We start from the raw sequence: 18338 nt of genomic DNA on the forward strand, positions 1-18338 counted from the left end.
TTGGCGCTTAGATCTATTTGATATAGAATTGAATTCTTCAGTCGCGGAGTGGAGCAGTCTGGTAGCTCGTTGGGCTCATAACCCAAAGGTCGCAGGTTCAAATCCTGCCTCCGCAACCAAATTTAGATGCGTCAAGCATCGATCATCAAAGCCCACTTATGTGGGCTTTTTTGTGCCCTCAACTTTTTCAAGTCTCCCCCGCATTCGTGGGGCCTCTCTCTCGCTGACGGCCGATTAAGCGAAACAAAAGATACAAATAACAGAGAATCTGTTTTCATTTGTGTCTTATTCGCGTCGTGTTTTACATACATGGCGCATCACAGGTCCTTTTCTAGGACGTGTTGTTTCGAGCGCCGTTCTCCATGCACCAAGGATTCCCCCCTCACCGTCATCGTCTGGCACGTTTTCTGTCGGTGGGCCTGTTGGCCTTGGCGTGGGTGCTTCTGCCGACCTTGGCGCACGCCACGGTCTCGGTGTCCAAGCAGTTTTTGCCGTTTTTCGCGGGTACGGTGCCAGCCGGTTTGCCGGTGACCACGGCCAGTCAGGGCGATGTCTTGACCTTGGGCATCGACATCCAGAACAACAACTTGTTGTTGACGGGGGGGGTGCTGACCGATCCCTTGCCTTTGGGCATGGTGTTGGCCCCACTGCCCAATCCGCGCGCCACAGCCGGTTGTGCGCCTGCCGGGATCACTTTTGTTGCGCTGCCGGGCGCAAGCACCTTTTCTCTTTCTGGCGCACAAGTGCCACCGCAGGTGGGCAATGTGCCGGGGGCTTGTTCGATCTATGTCGATGTGACGGTGCCGCTCACGCTGGCCACGGCCCCCAACACCCTCACCACGCTCAACAACACCATCCCTGTGACGACAGGCTTCACGGCCCTGGATACCGCCACCAACGCACCCATCAATAACTTGATGCCGGCGCAGCGTTCGATCACCGTGACCAGCTTGGCGGCGTTGCAAGTGACCAAGACGTTTGCCCCCGCCACGGTGGTGATGGGTGAGAGCACCAACATCACGCTCACCCTGACCAATCCGAACGCCGTGCCGGTGGGTGTGACCGCGCTGGGCGAGAACCTCCCCGCAGGCTTGAGCGCGCAGAACCTGACGCCGCTGTTCCAAGGCGCGTGCAGCACCGCCACGGCCGTGGCCAGTGGCACCACTGGCAACGTCACCTTGACGTTCACCAATTTGACCCTGCCCGCCAACGGCGCGTGTACGTTGGTTTGGCCCGCGCAAGTGGGCATGTTTCCGGGGCTGGCCAGCACCACGCTGACCAACACCATTGCGGCCAATTCGATGGTGAACAGCCGGGGTTTGTCGCAAGCGGCCGCGACGCGCAACCTCACGGTGCAAGCACCGCTCAATCCGACCAAGACCCTCACCCCGGCCACCGCTGCGACCAATCAGCCGGTGGTGATGACGATCAACCTGCAAAACCGCAGCGCGACGCAAACGCTGAGTGCGGTGAACTTCAGCGATGTGTTCCCGGTGGCTCCCGGTGCGATGACCTTGAGTCCCGGAGCCATCACGGCGACCGGCTGCGGCGCGCCGACGCTGACGCCGGCGGTCGCTCTTGGCGGCGAAACAAGCTTGCAGCTCAGCGGGGCCACGGTGGCACCGGGAGCGACGTGCGTGATCACGGCCTCGGTGCAAGTCAATACCGCTGGGGCCTACACCAACACCGTCAACGCGGTGAGCTACACCAGCAGCAACCCGTTGGTGGGGGCGCAGACCACCGGGGCTTTTTCGGCGCCGCTCACGGCCTACTCGCAGATGTTGATCTCGGCCAAGGCGGCGCGTGATCCGAGAGTCGGCACCAACGCAGCGGCAGGCAATGTGGCCCCCGGCAACTTGCTGCGCTATCAAGTCACGCTGAACAACTACTCCTCGGCCCAGCAAGCGTTGGTGTCGTTCATCGATCCCTTGCCAGCGTCTGGGGCGGCGCAGTTGACGTTTGTGCCCGCGCCTGCACCGATCTTTGGGGCGAGTTGTGGTGCGCCGACGATCAGCCCCAATACCTTGGCCAACCCGGCGTTGGTGCAGTTCGACAACATCGCCATCGCGGGGGGCACCACGGCCGCTCCCACCGCTTGCACCATCGACTTTTGGGTGCAAGTCCCGATGAACTGGCCGGTGGGCACGGCGATCAACAACGGCAGCACGATGGATTTGCAGCAAAACGCCTTGAGCGTTTTGCAAGGCGCTCGGCCCACGGCCAACTCGGCCACGCGGGCAGGCATCACCACCGCCCAGACCATCGCGCCCGCCACGATTTTGCAAGGTGACTTGAGCCTGCTCACGATCACCTTGACCAACAACAACTATGTTGACGTGCTCAACGCGAGTTTGTTGAATGCCCCCTTGTTTGCAGCCACAGCGGCGGCTGAGGTGCGTCTGGCCGATTTGCCCGGGGCCAGCACCACCTGTGGTGGCACGCCGGTCTTCACGGCCTTGGCGGGGGCGACGAGTTTGACTGCTAGCGGTTTGACGATCCCAGCGCGCGGCAGTTGCACGGTCACGGTGCGGGTGCGCGGGGTGGTGCCAGGCACCTACCTCAACACGCTGCCCGCTGCCAACGTGAGCGGCAGTGTCACCGTCAACGGGGTGACCACCACGATCAGCCCGGTGGCTGCATCCACCTCGTCGCTGACGGTGACTTCGGTGCTGAGTGCTGCCAAGTCCTTCATGCCCACAGCGGTGTCAGCCACGGGTGGGGTGTCGCGGGTCACGGTGCAGATCAACAACGTTGGCACGGCACCGCTGACCAACGTGCAGGTGACTGACCCGCTGCCTGCGGGTTTGGCGGTGGCCAACCCGGCCAACGCCTCAACCACCTGCAATGGCTTGACGATCCTCAACGCTGTGCCGGGGAGCGCGGTGGCGCAACTGCAAGGGGCCACGGTGGCCGCTGGCATCCCGTGTTTGTTCCAGTTTGACGCGGTGACCACGGGGACCGCTGGCATGACAGCCTCGGTCAACACGGTCCCAGCGGTGACTGGGGTGGTGGCCGATGGCGGTATCTACAACATCACGGCGGCCTCGGCCACGCTGACCAAGGTGGCCGCACCGGCTGTGAGCGTCACCAAGTCGTTCAACCCAGCCACCTTGATGGCGGTGGGTCAGACATCTCGCTTGCAGATCACGATCAACAACGCTGGGCTTGGGGCGATCGCCCTGAGCAATCTGGGGTTGATCGACAACTTGCCGCTGGGCGTGGTGCTGGCCGCCACGCCAGCGGTTTCGACGACCTGCGCAGGTGGCTCGGTACAAGCTTCGCCCGGGGGCAGTGTGGTGGCGCTCAGTGGCGGCAGCTTGCCCGCCGGGGCGAGCTGCGTGTTTGAGGCCAACATCACGCTCACGTCCATCGGTACCCACAACAACACCTTGCCGATCGGCATCGTGACCAACAACGAGAACATCACCAACACGGCGGCGTTCACGGCCAATTTGCAAACCCAGTCGCCCATTGGGGTGCAGAAGAGCTTTGCGCCGACCTCGGCGGGGGTGAACACGCCGTCTCGGCTGACGATCCAGCTCATCAACGCCCGCGATGTCACGGTCAACAGCTTGACGGTGACTGACACGCTGCCCTTGGGCGTGGTGCCTGCGGTGCCTTCAGCGGCCTCGACCACCTGTCCGGGCGGTGGGGTGAGCGTCACCGGCTCGGTGCTGGCGGGCTATCAGGTCAGCATGAGTGGCGCCAGCTTGGCCGGGGTCCCGCCGGGTACGCCGGGTACGGTCTGTGAAGTCAGCTTGAATGTGCAGTCGCCCACGGCCGGGGTGTTCATCAACACGATCCCGACCAATGGGGCCAGCGCCATCGATTCGGTGTCGGGTCTGCTCATGGCCAACTTGGTGCCGACCACCGCGACCTTGGAAGTGCGTGATACCACCGTGCTGGCCCAAGCTTTTGCGGCCCCCAGCGTCAAACTGGGGGCGCCCAACCGGCTGACGATCACCATCAGCAATCCGAACAGCATCCCGCTGACGGCCGTGGCCCTGACGGATTTGCTGCCCGCGCAGGTTTCGGTGGCTTTGGTGCCCAACGCTGCCACCACCTGTGTCGGTGGCTTGGTCAGTGCCAGCGCCGGGTCCAGCTCGATTCGCTTGAGCGGGGCCACGGTTCCCGCTGCCGTCGGGTTGGTGTCGGGTAGCTGCACGGTGTCGGTCGATGTCTTGAGCAACGTGCCCGGCACCTACACCAACACCTTGCCTGCCGGCGCGGTGCAGTCCAACGAAGGCGTGAGCAACTTGCAGCCGGTCAGCGCCAGTTTCAGCACCTTCAACCTGCCGACCTTGGGCAAAGAGTTCCTGCCGGTGCAGATCGCTGCCAACGGTGCGGCCAAGCTGCGTATCGTGCTCGGCAACAGCAACCCGACCGCTTTGACGCTCAGCGCCAACATGGATGACAGCCTGCCGACCTCCCCGGCGGCGCTGGCTTTGGGCGCGCCAGCACTCGACACCACCACGCTGGATGTCTTGCCACGTTGCGTCGGTGCCGTGACCTTGGCCGCTCCGAACCGGGTGCGCGTGCCTTTGAACACCAGCATCCCTGCGGGTGGCTGTGTGGTGATCGCCAACGTCACCGGCGCAGCGGCGGGGAGCTACAACAACCTTATCCCAGCAGGAACGCTTCAGACCAACGCTGGCAACAACCCCTTGCCCGCCAATGCGACCTTGCAGATCAGCGCGCGCAATTCGATCTCCGGCAAAGTTTTCCGCGACGACAACAACGACGGTGTGCCGGCCCTGACCGAACCGGGCATCGCCGCTCAAACCATCGAGTTGCTGGATGGTTTGACGCTGGCACCGTTGGCCACCACCGTGACCGACTCGCTCGGCAATTACGCCTTCTTGGATCTGGCCGACGGCACGTATGCCGTGCGCCAGCCGGTGCAGCCGGTGTTGGGCGGTGTGCTGACCCTCTCGGGTCGCACCATGCCGGGTACCTTGGGTGCCCTTGCCATCGGCACGGTTGGCACCGCCACGCCGGTCAGCGTGACGCCCTCGGTCATCAGCGCCATCGTGTTGGTTGGTGGCCAGAACGCCACGGGTTTTTATTTCGGTGAGATCCTGCCCGCCAGTTTGGCCGGGGCGGTGTTTGCTGATCGCAACAACGACGGTGTGTTGCAAGCCAGCGATACGCCGCTGGCCGGGGTGTCGATCCAGCTCACTGGCACTGACGATCTGGGCAATCTGATCAACCAAACCGTGCCCACGGCGGCCGACGGCAGCTATCGCTTCACCACCTTGCGCCCCGGCACCTACGCCCTGACGGAACTGAGCCAGCCCTTGCTGAACGGTGTGAGCACCGTGAGCGGCAAGACCGTGCCCGGTACCGGCGTGACGACGCCGGGTTTGGCCACGCCTGTGAGCGTGACACCTTCGGCCGTGACGGCCATCAGCGTTCAAGGCAATCAAGCCGGCACCGGCTTCAATTTTGCCGAGCTGCCCGCCGAGCGCAGTTTGGCCGGGCGGATCTACACCGATCTGGCCGGTGACGGCGTGTTCAACGCGGGCGATGTGGGCTTGGCGGGTTTGACGGTGACGCTCAGCGGCACCGATCTGAACGGTCTGGCTTTGACACGTACCGCCCTCAGCGATGCGCTGGGGCGATACAGTTTTGCCCCTCTGCCTGAGGGCAGCTATGCCTTGAGCTACGTCGCCAGCGGCCCTGCTGTGACCACCAGCATGGCTGCGCAAGCGTGGGTGGGCACGGCCGGCGGTGTGGGCGGCGGCACGGCTTCAGCCGGTGCGGCCTTGCAAACCAGCGCCATCAGCCTGACCGGCATGGTCACAGCCGGCAGCAATTACGACTTCACCCGCGCCCCAGCTTCCAGCTTGTCGGGCCGGGTCTACCAAGATGCCAACAACAACGGCGTGTTTGAACCCGCCCCAGCGGGTGGCGATGTGGGCCTGCCCGGTGTGACGGTGACTTTGAGCGGCACGAATGATTTGGGTGCGGCGGTCAACCAGAGCACCACCACAGCGGCCGACGGTAGCTACAGCTTCACGGGACTGCGCCCAGGCACCTACAGCGTCACCGAGCAAGCGACCCAACCCGCTGGCACCTTGAACGGCAAGACCACCGCCGGTTCCGCCGGAGGCACCGCCACAGCCTTGGCCATATCCCCCAGCGCCATCAACGCGATCACGCTACCCGTTGGCGTCACAGCCACCGGCTATGAATTTGCTGAACTCGGCGCCAGTTCCCTCTCCGGGCGTATCTACCAAGATGCCAACAACAACGGCGTGTTTGAGCCGGCCCCAGCAGGCGGCGATGTCGGTCTGCCGGGCATGACGGTGACCTTGACTGGCACGGATGATTTGGGGGCGGCCGTCAATAAGCCGACGACCACGGCAGCGGACGGCAGCTACAGCTTCACGGGCTTGCGTCCCGGCACCTATGCGGTGACGGAGACCGAACCGGCTGGGTTGCTCAACGGCAAGACCACCGCAGGTTCAGCCGGTGGAGCCGCCACGTCGGTGATCACGGTGCCAAGCGCGATCAGCGCGATCCCCTTGACCGCAGGCAGCGCAGCGACCGGCTATGAGTTTGCGGACTTGGGCGGTACGAGTCTGTCGGGTCGCGTGTACCAAGACAAGAACAACAACGGCGTGTTTGAGCCCGCTCCAGCGGGTGGCGATGTGGGCCTGCCCGGCGTGACGGTGACTTTGACCGGCACCAACGATCTGGGCGTATTGGTGAATCAGCCGACCACGACAGCGGCGGACGGTTCGTACAGCTTCACGGGGCTGCGTCCAGGCACCTACGCGGTGACGGAGACCGAGCCGGTTGGGTTGCTCAATGGCAAAACGACGGCGGGAACGGCGGGCGGCACGGCGACACCCGTGACGACGGTGCCAAGCGCGATCAGCGCGATTGCCTTGACGGCGGGCAGTGCGGCGACGGGCTACGAGTTTGCGGATCTGGGCGGTACGAGTCTGTCGGGCCGCGTGTACCAAGACAAGAACAACAACGGCGTGTTTGAACCCGCTCCAGCGGGCGGCGATGTTGGCCTGCCGGGCATGACGGTGACCTTGACCGGCACCGATGATTTGGGGGGCGCAGTCAACAAGCCGACCACGACAGCGGCGGACGGTTCGTACAGCTTCACGGGGCTGCGTCCCGGCACCTATGCGGTGACCGAGACCGAGCCGGTTGGTTTGCTCAATGGCAAGACGACGGCGGGAACGGCGGGTGGAACCGCCACGCCCGTGGCGACGGTGCCGAGCGCGATCAGCGCGATTGCCTTGACCGCAGGCAGCACAGCCACCGGTTACGAGTTTGCGGACTTGGGCGGTACGAGTCTGTCGGGTCGCTTGTACCAAGACAAGAACAACAACGGCGTGTTTGAGCCGGCTCCAGCGGGTGGCGATGTCGGCCTGCCGGGTGTGACGGTGACCTTGACCGGCACGGATGATTTGGGGGCGGCCGTCAACAAGCCGACGACGACGGCAGCGGACGGTTCGTACAGCTTCACGGGCTTGCGTCCCGGCACGTACAGCGTGACCGAGACCGAGCCGGTTGGGTTGCTGAACGGCAAGACGACGGCGGGAACGGCGGGCGGCACGGCGACACCCGTGACGACGGTGCCGAGCGCGATCAGCGCGATTGCCTTGACGGCGGGCAGCGCAGCGACGGGCTATGAGTTTGCGGACTTGGGCAGCACGAGCCTCTCGGGCCGCGTGTACCAAGACAAGAACAACAACGGCGTCTTTGAGCCAGCCCCAGCAGGTGGCGATGTGGGTCTGCCGGGCGTGACGGTGACGTTGACTGGCACCAACGATCTGGGCGTATTGGTGAATCAGCCGACCACGACAGCGGCGGACGGTTCGTACAGCTTCACGGGCCTGCGTCCCGGCACCTACGCGGTGACTGAGACTGAGCCGGCTGGTTTGTTGAACGGCAAAACGACGGCGGGAACAGCGGGCGGCACGGCGACACCGGTGACCACGGTGCCGAGCGCGATCACAGCGATTGCGTTGACAGCGGGCAGTGCAGCGACCGGCTACGAGTTTGCGGACTTGGGCGGTACGAGCCTCTCGGGTCGCGTGTACCAAGACAAGAACAACAACGGCGTGTTTGAACCCGCTCCAGCCGGTGGCGATGTGGGTCTGCCGGGTGTGACGGTGACCTTGACGGGTACTAACGATCTGGGCGTATTGGTGAATCAGCCGACGACCACGGCAGCGGATGGCAGCTACAGCTTCACGGGCCTGCGTCCCGGCACCTATGCGGTGACGGAGACCGAGCCGGCTGGTTTGCTGAACGGCAAGACGACGGCGGGAACGGCGGGCGGCACGGCGACACCCGTGACGACGGTGCCCAGCGCGATCACGGCGATTGCTTTGACAGCGGGCAGTGCAGCGACCGGCTACGAGTTCGCGGACTTGGGCGGTACGAGCCTCTCGGGCCGCGTGTACCAAGACAAGAACAACAACGGCGTGTTTGAACCCGCTCCAGCCGGTGGCGATGTGGGTCTGCCGGGTGTGACGGTGACCTTGACGGGTACTAACGATCTGGGCGTATTGGTGAATCAGCCGACGACCACGGCAGCGGATGGCAGCTACAGCTTCACGGGCCTGCGTCCCGGCACCTATGCGGTGACGGAGACCGAGCCGGCTGGTTTGCTGAACGGCAAGACGACGGCGGGAACGGCGGGCGGCACGGCGACACCCGTGACGACGGTGCCCAGCGCGATCACGGCGATTGCTTTGACAGCGGGCAGTGCAGCGACCGGCTACGAGTTCGCGGACTTGGGCGGTACGAGCCTCTCGGGCCGCGTGTACCAAGACAAGAACAACAACGGCGTGTTTGAACCCGCTCCAGCCGGTGGCGATGTGGGCTTGCCCGGTGTGACGGTGACGTTGACCGGCACCAACGATCTGGGCGTATTGGTGAATCAGCCGACCACGACAGCGGCGGACGGCAGCTACAGCTTCACTGGGTTGCGTCCCGGCACGTACAGCGTGACCGAGACCGAACCGGCTGGTTTGTTGAACGGCAAAACGACGGCGGGAACGGCAGGCGGCACGGCGACACCCGTGACGACGGTGCCCAGCGCGATCAGCGCGATTGCCTTGACAGCGGGCAGCGCAGCGACCGGCTATGAGTTTGCGGATTTGGGTGGCACAAGCCTCTCGGGTCGGGTCTACCAAGACAAGAACAACAACGGCGTGTTTGAGCCAGCCCCAGCAGGTGGCGATGTCGGTTTGCCGGGTGTGACGGTGACGTTGACTGGCATGGATGATTTGGGGGCAGCAGTCAACAAGCCGACCACGACAGCAGCGGACGGTTCTTACAGCTTTACTGGCCTGCGTCCCGGCACCTATGCGGTGACGGAGACCGAGCCGGCTGGTTTGCTGAACGGTAAGACGATAGCGGGAACGGCCGGCGGAACCGCGACGCCGGTGACCACCGTGCCGAGTGCAATCACAGCGATCCTCTTGACCGCAGGCAGCGCAGCGACCGGCTATGAGTTTGCGGACTTGGGCGGTACGAGCCTCTCGGGCCGCGTGTACCAAGACAAGAACAACAACGGTGTGTTTGAACCGGCCCCAGCAGGTGGCGATGTGGGTCTGCCGGGCGTGACGGTGACCTTGACCGGCACCAACGATCTGGGCGTGTTGGTGAATCAGCCGACCACGACAGCGGCGGACGGTTCGTACATCTTCACAGGGCTGCGTCCCGGCACGTACAGCGTGACGGAGACCGAGCCGGTTGGGTTGCTGAACGGCAAGACGACAGCGGGAACGGCAGGCGGCACGGCGACACCGGTGACCATCGTGCCGAGTGCGATCACGGCGATCCCCTTGACCGCAGGTAGCGCAGCGACGGGTTACGAGTTTGCGGACTTGGGCGGTACGAGTTTGTCGGGTCGGGTGTACCAAGACAAGAACAACAACGGTGTGTTTGAACCGGCCCCAGCCGGTGGCGATGTGGGTCTGCCGGGCGTGACGGTGACCTTGACCGGCACGGATGATTTGGGGGCGGCCGTCAATAAGCCGACGACCACGGCAGCGGACGGTTCGTACAGCTTCACGGGGTTGCGTCCCGGCACGTACAGCGTGACGGAGACCGAGCCGGCTGGGTTGCTCAACGGCAAGACCACCGCAGGTTCGGCGGGTGGAGCCGCCACGTCGGTGATCACGGTGCCGAGTGCGATCAGTGGCATTGCGCTGACCGCCGGAAGTGTTGTGACGGGCTACGAGTTTGCTGAGCTGCCTTTGACGGCTGATTTGGCGGTGCAAAAGACCCACCAGCCGGTGCGTTTCACGGTGAACCAGACGGGGACGTATCAGATCCGCGTGCGCAATACCGGCAGTGCCGCCACGGTGGGCGCTGTGACGGTGCAGGATCGTTTGCCCGCAGGTTTGAGCTTGGCTGCAACGCCCACGGCGGTTGGCTGGATGTGTACCGGCACCGTGGGGGCCACGTCGTTCAGTTGCAGCACCTCGGACGTGATCGCAGCGGGTGCCCTGCATCCGGGCGTGATCACGGCGCGGGTCAATGTGGCCGCTGCCGCCCACACCGGCACGCCGGTGGATAACGTGGTGTTGGTCGAAGGCGGGGGCGAAGCAGTGCCGCAGCAGCCCACGGCGCAAGAGCGCGGTGCGTTCCAATCGAACCCCTCTGCCTTGCCGCTGTGCGATGGCACGCTGCCGCAAAACGCTTGTCGGGATGCGACCGATGTGCAGTTGCCGGCATCGATGTCAGGCGCGGTGTGGGTCGATACCGGCCGCACGCCGCATGTCTTCGATAGCGGTGATCAGACGCTCAAGGACTGGATCGTCGAAGTCTCTGACCCCGCCACAGGCGCGGTGGTGGCCACCACCCGAACCGGCGCGGATGGCCGCTATGTGATCGGTGATTTGGTGCCGGGGATGGTGCTGGATGTGCGTTTCCGCAATCCACAAACCCAAGTGGTGTTTGGCAACCCGGTCAATGGTGAAACCGGCCCGGGATCCTCGGGGGTGTCGTGCATTGACTTGGCCTTGTTGTCTGCGGGGCAGCAAAGCTCGTGTGTGGATACCACCGGGACGGTCAGCCAGCTCAAGGTGGTGCTGGCCCCGGGGGCCAATTTGGTGCAGCAAAGCTTGCCGATTGATCCGAGCGGCGTCACCTACGACACGCAAACGCGGCTGCCGGTGCCGGGCACGGTGGTGACGATGCAACCTGACGGTGTTTGCGCGGGCTGGGATCCGGTGGCGGGCATCGTCAACAGCGCGTCTGGGGGTTACACGGTGCAAGGCTCGGCGATCTCGATGACGACGGGCGCGGATGGTTTCTATCAATTCCTCTTCTCAGCCAACGCGCCGACGCTGTGCGATTTCCGTCTGTCGGTGACGCCGCCCGGCACGCATGGGTTCCCATCAGTGTCGATGCCGCCGCTGCCGGGGCCGCTGATCCCGCCGGGTGCACCGGGTTCGACCTACGCCGTACAACCGTCGCCCAATCCGCCCCTGACCCCTCCGGGTCCCGGCACGGGCTATTACTTGGTGGTGCGCGGTGGCTCGGGTGGCGTGAACATCGTCAACAACCACATCCCGGTGGATCCGCTCTCATCGCCCAAGCTGAGCTTGAGCAAGGTGGCGGATCTGCGCAGCGTCGAGCTGGGGGCGAGCGTGCGCTACACCGTGACCGTGCGTCAGGTGGCGGGCAACGCGCTGGCCCAAGCCACGGTGGTGGACCGTTTGCCAGCGGGCTTCACCTTCATCAAGGGCACCGCTGTGCTCGACAACCTGCCGCTGGCTGATCCGGCCGGTGGTGTGGGGCCGCTGCTGAGCTTCCAGCTCGGGGCGCTGACCCCGGGCGTGCAGCGCACCTTGCAGTACCGCGTGCGTGTCGGGGTGGGGGCTTTGCAAGGTGATGCCACCAACCGGGCGCGCGCGGTCGGCTGCGGCGTCCCTGCGGGCTGCACGAACGCTGACGGCACACCGTTGGCGGGCAGTTCGCTCTCGAACGAAGGTCAAGCCAAGGTGCAGGTGAGCGGTGGGGTCTTTGCGTCTGAGGCTTGCGTGAGCGGCAAGATCTTTGTCGATTGCAACCACAACCACATGCAAGACGCCGAAGAGCTGGGTATTCCTGGTGTGCGGCTCTACATGGAAGACGGCACCTGGCTGGTGAGTGATTCGGAGGGCAAGTACAGCTTGTGTGGCCTCGTGCCCCAAAGCCACGTCTTGAAGCCGGACCCGAGCACCTTGCCACGGGGTGCGCGGTTGACGACCTCCAGCAACCGCAATCTGGGCGATGCCGCCAGCTTGTGGCTCGACTTGAAGAACGGCGCCTTGCAGCGGGCGGATTTCATCGAGAGCAGTTGCTCGAACACGGTGTTGTCACAGGTGCGGGCGCGCCGCGCCCAAGGCGGTGTGCGGGCGCCCGAAACCGAGCGACCCCAAGGTCCGCCGCTGCGCTTTGAGAGCAAAGCCCACGGGCTGAAAGATGCGCTGGCCCCGCAGCAGGCCACGGAAACTGCCGATCAGCGCCCGGCGATTGGTGCGCCGCGTGAGGCTGAAGGAGATCGCCATGCGCGCTGAGCAAAAGTTAAAAGCCGCCGTGCTGCTGTGCGGAATGCTGGTGTGGTTGCCCACGGTCTGGGCGGCCCCGCCGTTGGAAAAGTTGAGCCCATGGGGCAAGCTGGTGATCGAGCTGGGTCGCAACGCTGTGCCGGCCGATGGTCAAAGCGCCATGCCCGTCACGATCAAGGTGCTTGGCCCCGATGGGCAACGCTTGGATGAGCGCGTCATGGTGACGGTCGAGCACAGCGGCGGGCGACTGCTCTTGCCCGGTGCGCTCAGCGATGAAGCCGGGCCCCGGGGCTTGGATGCCGACCGGGCGACACCTGGGGTCCAGGTGGCGGTGGAGCACGGCGAGTTGCATCTGAACCTCTTGGCCCCGAGCACGCCGCAAGACGTGGTGTTGCGCGTCAGCGCTGGGGATCAATCGGTGCAGGGTGAACTGCACTTTGTGCCCGATGTGCGCGACATGGTCGCTGCGGGTTTGATCGAAGGTGTGCTGAGTCTCCATGGAGGTACAGGTGGGGGTGCCGGGATTCAGCCGCTGCGGCGCGGTGATGTTTTTGAGCGCGAGATCAACCGCTGGGCGCGCGATTTCAACGACGGCCAGCGCAGCGTGGGCGCTCGGGCGGCGGTGTTCCTCAAAGGCATGGTCTCGGGCGACTATTTGCTGACCGCCGCCTACGACTCGGACAAAGACGTGCGCGCTCGGCTGCTGCGCGACGTGCAGCCGGACAAGTTCTATCCGGTCTACGGCGACAGTGCCTTGCGCGGCTTTGATGCGCGCAGCGCGGATCGGCTTTATGTGCGGGTCGATCACCAGCGCAGTTATTTGCTCTACGGCGACTTCGCCACCGGTGATGGCTTCAGCCAAGCTGCGGGCGGCGGCGGGATCATGGGCCTGAAGCAACGCAGCCTAGGGGCCTACAACCGCACCGCCACCGGCGTGCGCCATCACCTGCAAGGCGAGGGCGGCCACACCGATGCCTTTGCCTTCAACGACACCTTGCATCAGGTGGTGGAAGAGTTTGTCAGCCAAGGCTCCGGCCCTTACGGCTTGTCGAACAACGCGGTGCTGGAAGGCAGTGACAAGGTCGAGATCGTGGTGCGGGATCGCAATCAGCCGGCCCGCATCCTGAGCGTCACGCCCTTGACGCGGCTGGTCGATTACAGCTTCGAGCCGTTCTCGGGGCGGATCGTGTTGGCGACGTATTTGCCCGCCTTTGACGCCCAGCTCAATCCGCAGTCGCTGCGCGTGAGCTATGAAGTCGATCAGGGCGGCACGCCGTTCTGGGTCACCGGGGTGGAAGGGCAATGGCGCGTGACCGACGGGCTGGAGCTGGGCGCGTTTGTGGTCAAGGACCGCAACCCGTTGGCACCGCTGGATCTGGCCAGCGTGAACGCCGGCCTGAGCTTCGGGCCGCAGACCCGGGCGGTGCTTGAGCTGGCCGGGACGCGGCGCGAGATCAACACCAACACGCTCAATGCCTCCACCGCCGCGTCAAGCGCGGGCTTGTCGGGCATGGTCAGCGGCAAGGCGTGGCGCGCCGAGGTGCAACACGAGGGCGAGCTGATCGACGCCCGGTTGGTGACGGCGAGCAGCGAAGCCGGCTTTTTGAATGCTGCTGCCCCCTTGGACGCCGGTCGCCGCGATGCGGCGGCCAAGCTCGCTGCCAAGCTCAGCGCCACCACGCAGCTCTACGGCGAAGCCCTGCGGAGCGAGGACCGCAACCCCGGTGGCGGCTTACGCAGCGCCGCCGGTGCCGGTTTGCGGTGGCGGGTGGCGGCCCTTGACGGCTTGACGCTGGATGCCGGCTTGCGCCGGGTGCGCGAAACCGCTGGGGTGTTGGTGCCGTCGCAGCTCAGTCCGATCACGCCTTTGAGCGGCAGTTCGGGCTTGGGCAGCAGCTTGGGCGCAGGGGCGGGTGGCGGTGCGCTGGGCTACGGCAACAACCTGATCGACCCGGCCACCGGCTTGGCGCAGATCAGCCCCGGCAGCAGCTTGCAGGGCAACGCTGGCATCGGGGCGTTGAACGTTCCGGCCGGTACGCAGCTCGCCAGTGATACCGCCCGCTTGGGGCTGGGTTATGCGCTCACGCCGCGCAGCAGTGTGGGTGCTGAGCTGGAGCAGCAGATCAGCGGCGAAGTCCGTCAGCGCGTGGCCGTGGGCGCGGATTACGCCGTGGCTGAGCGCGCCCGGCTTTACGGTCGCTTTGAGCGTCAAACGGGCTTGTCGAGCCTGTACGGCATCACCGCGCCGGACCGACAGGTGGATGCGTTCGCCCTCGGGGCCAGCTCGACGTCCTTCCAAGACACCCAGCTCTTTTCGGAGTACCGCTTGCGCGACGCTGCCAGCGGACGCGATCTGCAACTGGCCTCGGGCGTGCGCCAAGCCTGGGACTTGAGCGAAGGTCTGCGCCTGACCACCGCCTTGGAGCGCTTGAACGTGCTTCAAGGCCCTGCGCCCGACGCTTCCGCCCTGAGCGTGGGCTTGGACATGCACGCTGATCCGCTTTGGAAGGGTTCGACCCGGCTGGAGCTGCGCCGGGCGGGGGATCGGGGTGACACCGTGGACGACGATCGCTTCCAAACCGCCCTGTGGCAGCTGATGTTGGCGCGCAAGCTGGACCGCGACTGGACCTTGCTGGCGCGCAACTACTTGCTCAACACCACCTACGCCGCCAAGGGGGCCGTGCAGCAAGACCGGGCGCAGATCGGTGTGGCGTACCGCGAAACCGATGTGGATCGGCTCTCGGGTTTGGCGCGCTACGAGCTGAAAAACGAACGCGACGCCAGCAACGCAGCCTTGGGCGAGTTGCACAGCCGGGCCCACATCGTCTCGACCCATCTCGATTGGCACGCCTCGCGGCCGTGGTGGCTTTATGGCCGCATGGCGGCCAAGTGGCAAGACGATCGCTTTGAAGGTGGGGTGCAGGACCATTTCCAGTCGCAACTGCTCTCCTCCCGCCTGAGCTACGACGTCACGGAGCAATGGGATGTGGCGGCGCTGGCTTCGGTGCAGTGGGGCCAGCTCGGGGCGCGCGAAACGGCGCTGGGTCTGGAGGCTGGCCGCTTGATGGCGCAGAACCTGTGGCTCTCGGCCGGGGTGAATGTCAGCGGTTTTGCGGGCGATGTCGATCTGACCGGCTACGAGTACACCCGGCGTGGCTTTTTCCTGCGCTTGCGCTTCAAGTTCGACGAAGACCTGTTTGCCGGTAGCGACCCGCGCATCAACCGCAGCTTGGACCGCGACCCGGACCACCTTGGCGCCCCATGACCTCTTTTGTGGATACCTTGCCATGAAGTTTTCTCTCACTCGCCCAGTTGGGTGCTTGTTGTTGTCCTCGGCGATGTCCTTGGTGATGTCGGTGTTGTTGTTGGGGGCAGTCCAAGCACAGACACCGGTCGCCACTGCGTTGACCCCGCCAGCGCAGCGCCTCAGTGATCCGGTGATCCAAGCCGATCAAAAAGGCTATGACGCCGTGCAGCAGCGCATCCGGGCCTTGAACGATGGCGGGCGGCGCTTGCGCGACTACCACCTGAGCAAGGCGCAGTGCTGGCTGGATGTTTCTTTCCACGAGTACACCCGCAACGACCGCAGTGCTTTTCCGCAAGAAGCGCTGGGTGAGGCCGAGAAACTCATCCTCGCGATGGAAGGGGGGCAGGCGTTGTCCCACGACACAGCGCTGGTGAACGGGGCTGAGCGGCTGCGACCCGATCTGTGGGCGCTTGCGCGCTCGGTGCGGCAAGGCCCGGGGGCCGAGTGCGCTCAAGCCAAAGTCGCTTGCGCCGAGGTCGAGTTGGTGCATGCCGGTAACGAGTTTCGTCAGCAGCAGTGGCGGCACGCCAAGCCCTACATCCAGATCGCCGAAGACCTGATCGCCGAAGCGCAGGCTCAGGCGGATGCCTGCCCGAAACCGGTGGTGCTGGTACCGCCACCACCGCCATCGGCTCCCACCCCGTTGACCTGTCCACCCGATCCCCTGCCGCAGCTGCCTGCCGAGCAGCTGCGCTTGGGCTTGAAGGTCTATTACCCGACGGATCGCCACACCGAGCGCGACATCAACCCGCCGGGCACGGCCGAGATGAATGCCTTGGTTCAAAAGCTCACCGCACCGGGGTTGGTCTACGAGGCGATCCATTTGGTGGGGCGGGCCGATTTGCGCGCGCCGGCCGACTACAACCGAACGCTGTCCGGCAAGCGGGTGCGCACGGTGCGTGATTACCTCATCAAGCATGGCATTCCGGCCGAGCGCATCACCGAAGAAGCACTGGGCGCGGATGAGCCGCTGATGGTTTGCGACCGCAAGACCCAGGCCACCTCGCTCTATGACGCTTGCCTGCAATCGAATCGGCGCGTCGATGTTTACGTCAACGGCGCGCGTCGGCGATGACCGGACTGCGCTGTTCGCCAAGGCCGGTGATGCCCAAGTGCAGGGTGTCGCCGTCTTTCAAGAACAGCGGCTGCGGCTTTTGGCCCAAGCCCACCCCCGCCGGGGTGCCGGTGCTGAGGATGTCGCCCGGATGCAAGGTGATGAACTGGCTGACGTAGGCGATCAGTGCCGGCACACCTTGGATCAGTTCGCGGGTGTTGCTGTCTTGCATGCGCTGGCCGTTCACCGCCAGCCAGATCTGCAGGGCGTGCGGGTCGGGGATCTCGTCGGGCGTCACCAGCCACGGGCCGATGGGGGCGAAGGTGTCGCAGCCTTTGCCCTTGTCCCACGTACCGCCGCGCTCCATCTGAAAAGCGCGCTCGGAGACATCGTTCACCAGCACATAGCCGGCCACATGCGCCAAGGCTTGGTCGGCGCTGACATGGCGTGCGCTGCTGCCGATGACCACGCCGAGCTCCACTTCCCAATCGGTTTTGGTGGAGCCGGGGGGCAGCAGAATCGGATCAAAAGGGCCGTTGATCGCCGAGGCTGGCTTCATGAAGATCACCGGCTCCGGCGGGACCGTCGCGCCGGTTTCACGCGCGTGGTCAGCGTAGTTCAGGCCGATGCAGATGATCTTGCCCACGCCCGCCACCGGGCAGCCGAGGCGGGTGTCGGGCTCCAGCGGGGGCAGGCCATCGACATCGAGTAAACGCAAGGCCTGCAAGCTGCGCGGCGAGAGATGAGCGCCGTCCCAGTCAGTGATCAACATCGAGACATCGCGGCCGACGCCATCGCTGCCCACCATGCCGGGTTTTTCAGCGCCGGCTGCGCCATGACGAATGAGTTTCATGGCGCTGGATTATCCGCATCCCCATGCGGCCATAAAAAAAGGGCCGCCCGAGGGCAGCCCTTTGAAGCATTCACCGCCGTCGCGGTTTACTGCAACTTGATTTCGACGTCCACGCCAGCCGGCAGGTCGAGCTTCATCAGCGCGTCCACGGTCTTGTCGGTGGGATCGACGATGTCCATCAGGCGTTGATGGGTACGGATTTCAAACTGGTCGCGCGAGGTCTTGTTGACGTGCGGCGAACGCAGGATGTCGAAACGTTGCATGCGGGTCGGCAGGGGCACCGGGCCCTTGACGATCGCGCCGGTGCGCTTGGCCGTTTCAACGATTTCCTGAGCCGATTGGTCGATCAGGCGATAGTCGAACGCCTTGAGGCGGATGCGGATCTTTTGCTTTTGCATGACGGTTCCTAATAAAGAGCGATGAAACCGGTCGCTTTGGCCAGCGACCGGTGAGTCATGCAATTAAGCGATGATCTTGGCAACGACGCCGGCGCCCACGGTACGGCCACCTTCGCGGATCGCGAAGCGCAGACCTTCTTCCATGGCGATCGGGGCGATCAGCTTGACGGTGATCGACACGTTGTCACCC

General features: G+C 64.7%; 6 protein-coding genes and 1 tRNA gene. 4 read left to right on the top strand and 3 right to left on the bottom strand.

Annotated elements, in window-relative coordinates:
• Positions 1-42: 42 nt before the first annotated feature.
• From AB3X39_RS12290 to AB3X39_RS12305, 4 genes are all read left to right on the top strand, one after another.
• Positions 43-119 (top strand) — tRNA-Met (locus tag AB3X39_RS12290).
• A gap of 243 nt (positions 120-362) precedes the next feature.
• Entirely contained in the window at positions 363-12545 is a 12183-nt protein-coding gene (locus AB3X39_RS12295) for an SdrD B-like domain-containing protein (protein WP_369417672.1), read from the top strand.
• On the top strand, positions 12535-15801 hold the full coding sequence (locus AB3X39_RS12300; protein ID WP_369417673.1) for a hypothetical protein: 3267 nt from the start codon (positions 12535-12537) through the stop codon (positions 15799-15801). Before AB3X39_RS12295 ends, AB3X39_RS12300 begins: the two co-directional genes overlap by 11 nt.
• Before the next feature lie 22 nt (positions 15802-15823).
• The gene (locus tag AB3X39_RS12305; RefSeq protein ID WP_369417674.1) at positions 15824-16918 is read left to right on the top strand and encodes an OmpA family protein; all 1095 of its coding nucleotides are present in this window, start codon (positions 15824-15826) and stop codon (positions 16916-16918) included.
• Here the strand turns inward: AB3X39_RS12305 and AB3X39_RS12310 are convergent.
• From AB3X39_RS12310 to AB3X39_RS12320, 3 genes are all read right to left on the bottom strand, one after another.
• Positions 16896-17750 (bottom strand): fumarylacetoacetate hydrolase family protein, encoded by an 855-nt coding sequence (locus AB3X39_RS12310; RefSeq protein ID WP_369417675.1) that lies wholly within the window; start codon positions 17748-17750, stop codon positions 16896-16898. The genes AB3X39_RS12305 and AB3X39_RS12310 overlap by 23 nt on opposite strands.
• 86 nt (positions 17751-17836) lie before the next feature.
• On the bottom strand, positions 17837-18148 hold the full coding sequence (gene rpsJ, locus AB3X39_RS12315; RefSeq protein WP_369417676.1) for a 30S ribosomal protein S10: 312 nt from the start codon (positions 18146-18148) through the stop codon (positions 17837-17839).
• Between the two features lie 63 nt (positions 18149-18211).
• Positions 18212-18338: EF-Tu C-terminal domain-related protein (locus AB3X39_RS12320; protein ID WP_445683271.1), on the bottom strand; the 127-nt coding region annotated here is incomplete at its 5' end.

This window comes from Leptothrix ochracea (genome assembly GCF_041083635.1).
In the GTDB taxonomy this organism is placed as follows: domain Bacteria; phylum Pseudomonadota; class Gammaproteobacteria; order Burkholderiales; family Burkholderiaceae_C; genus Sphaerotilus; species Sphaerotilus ochraceus.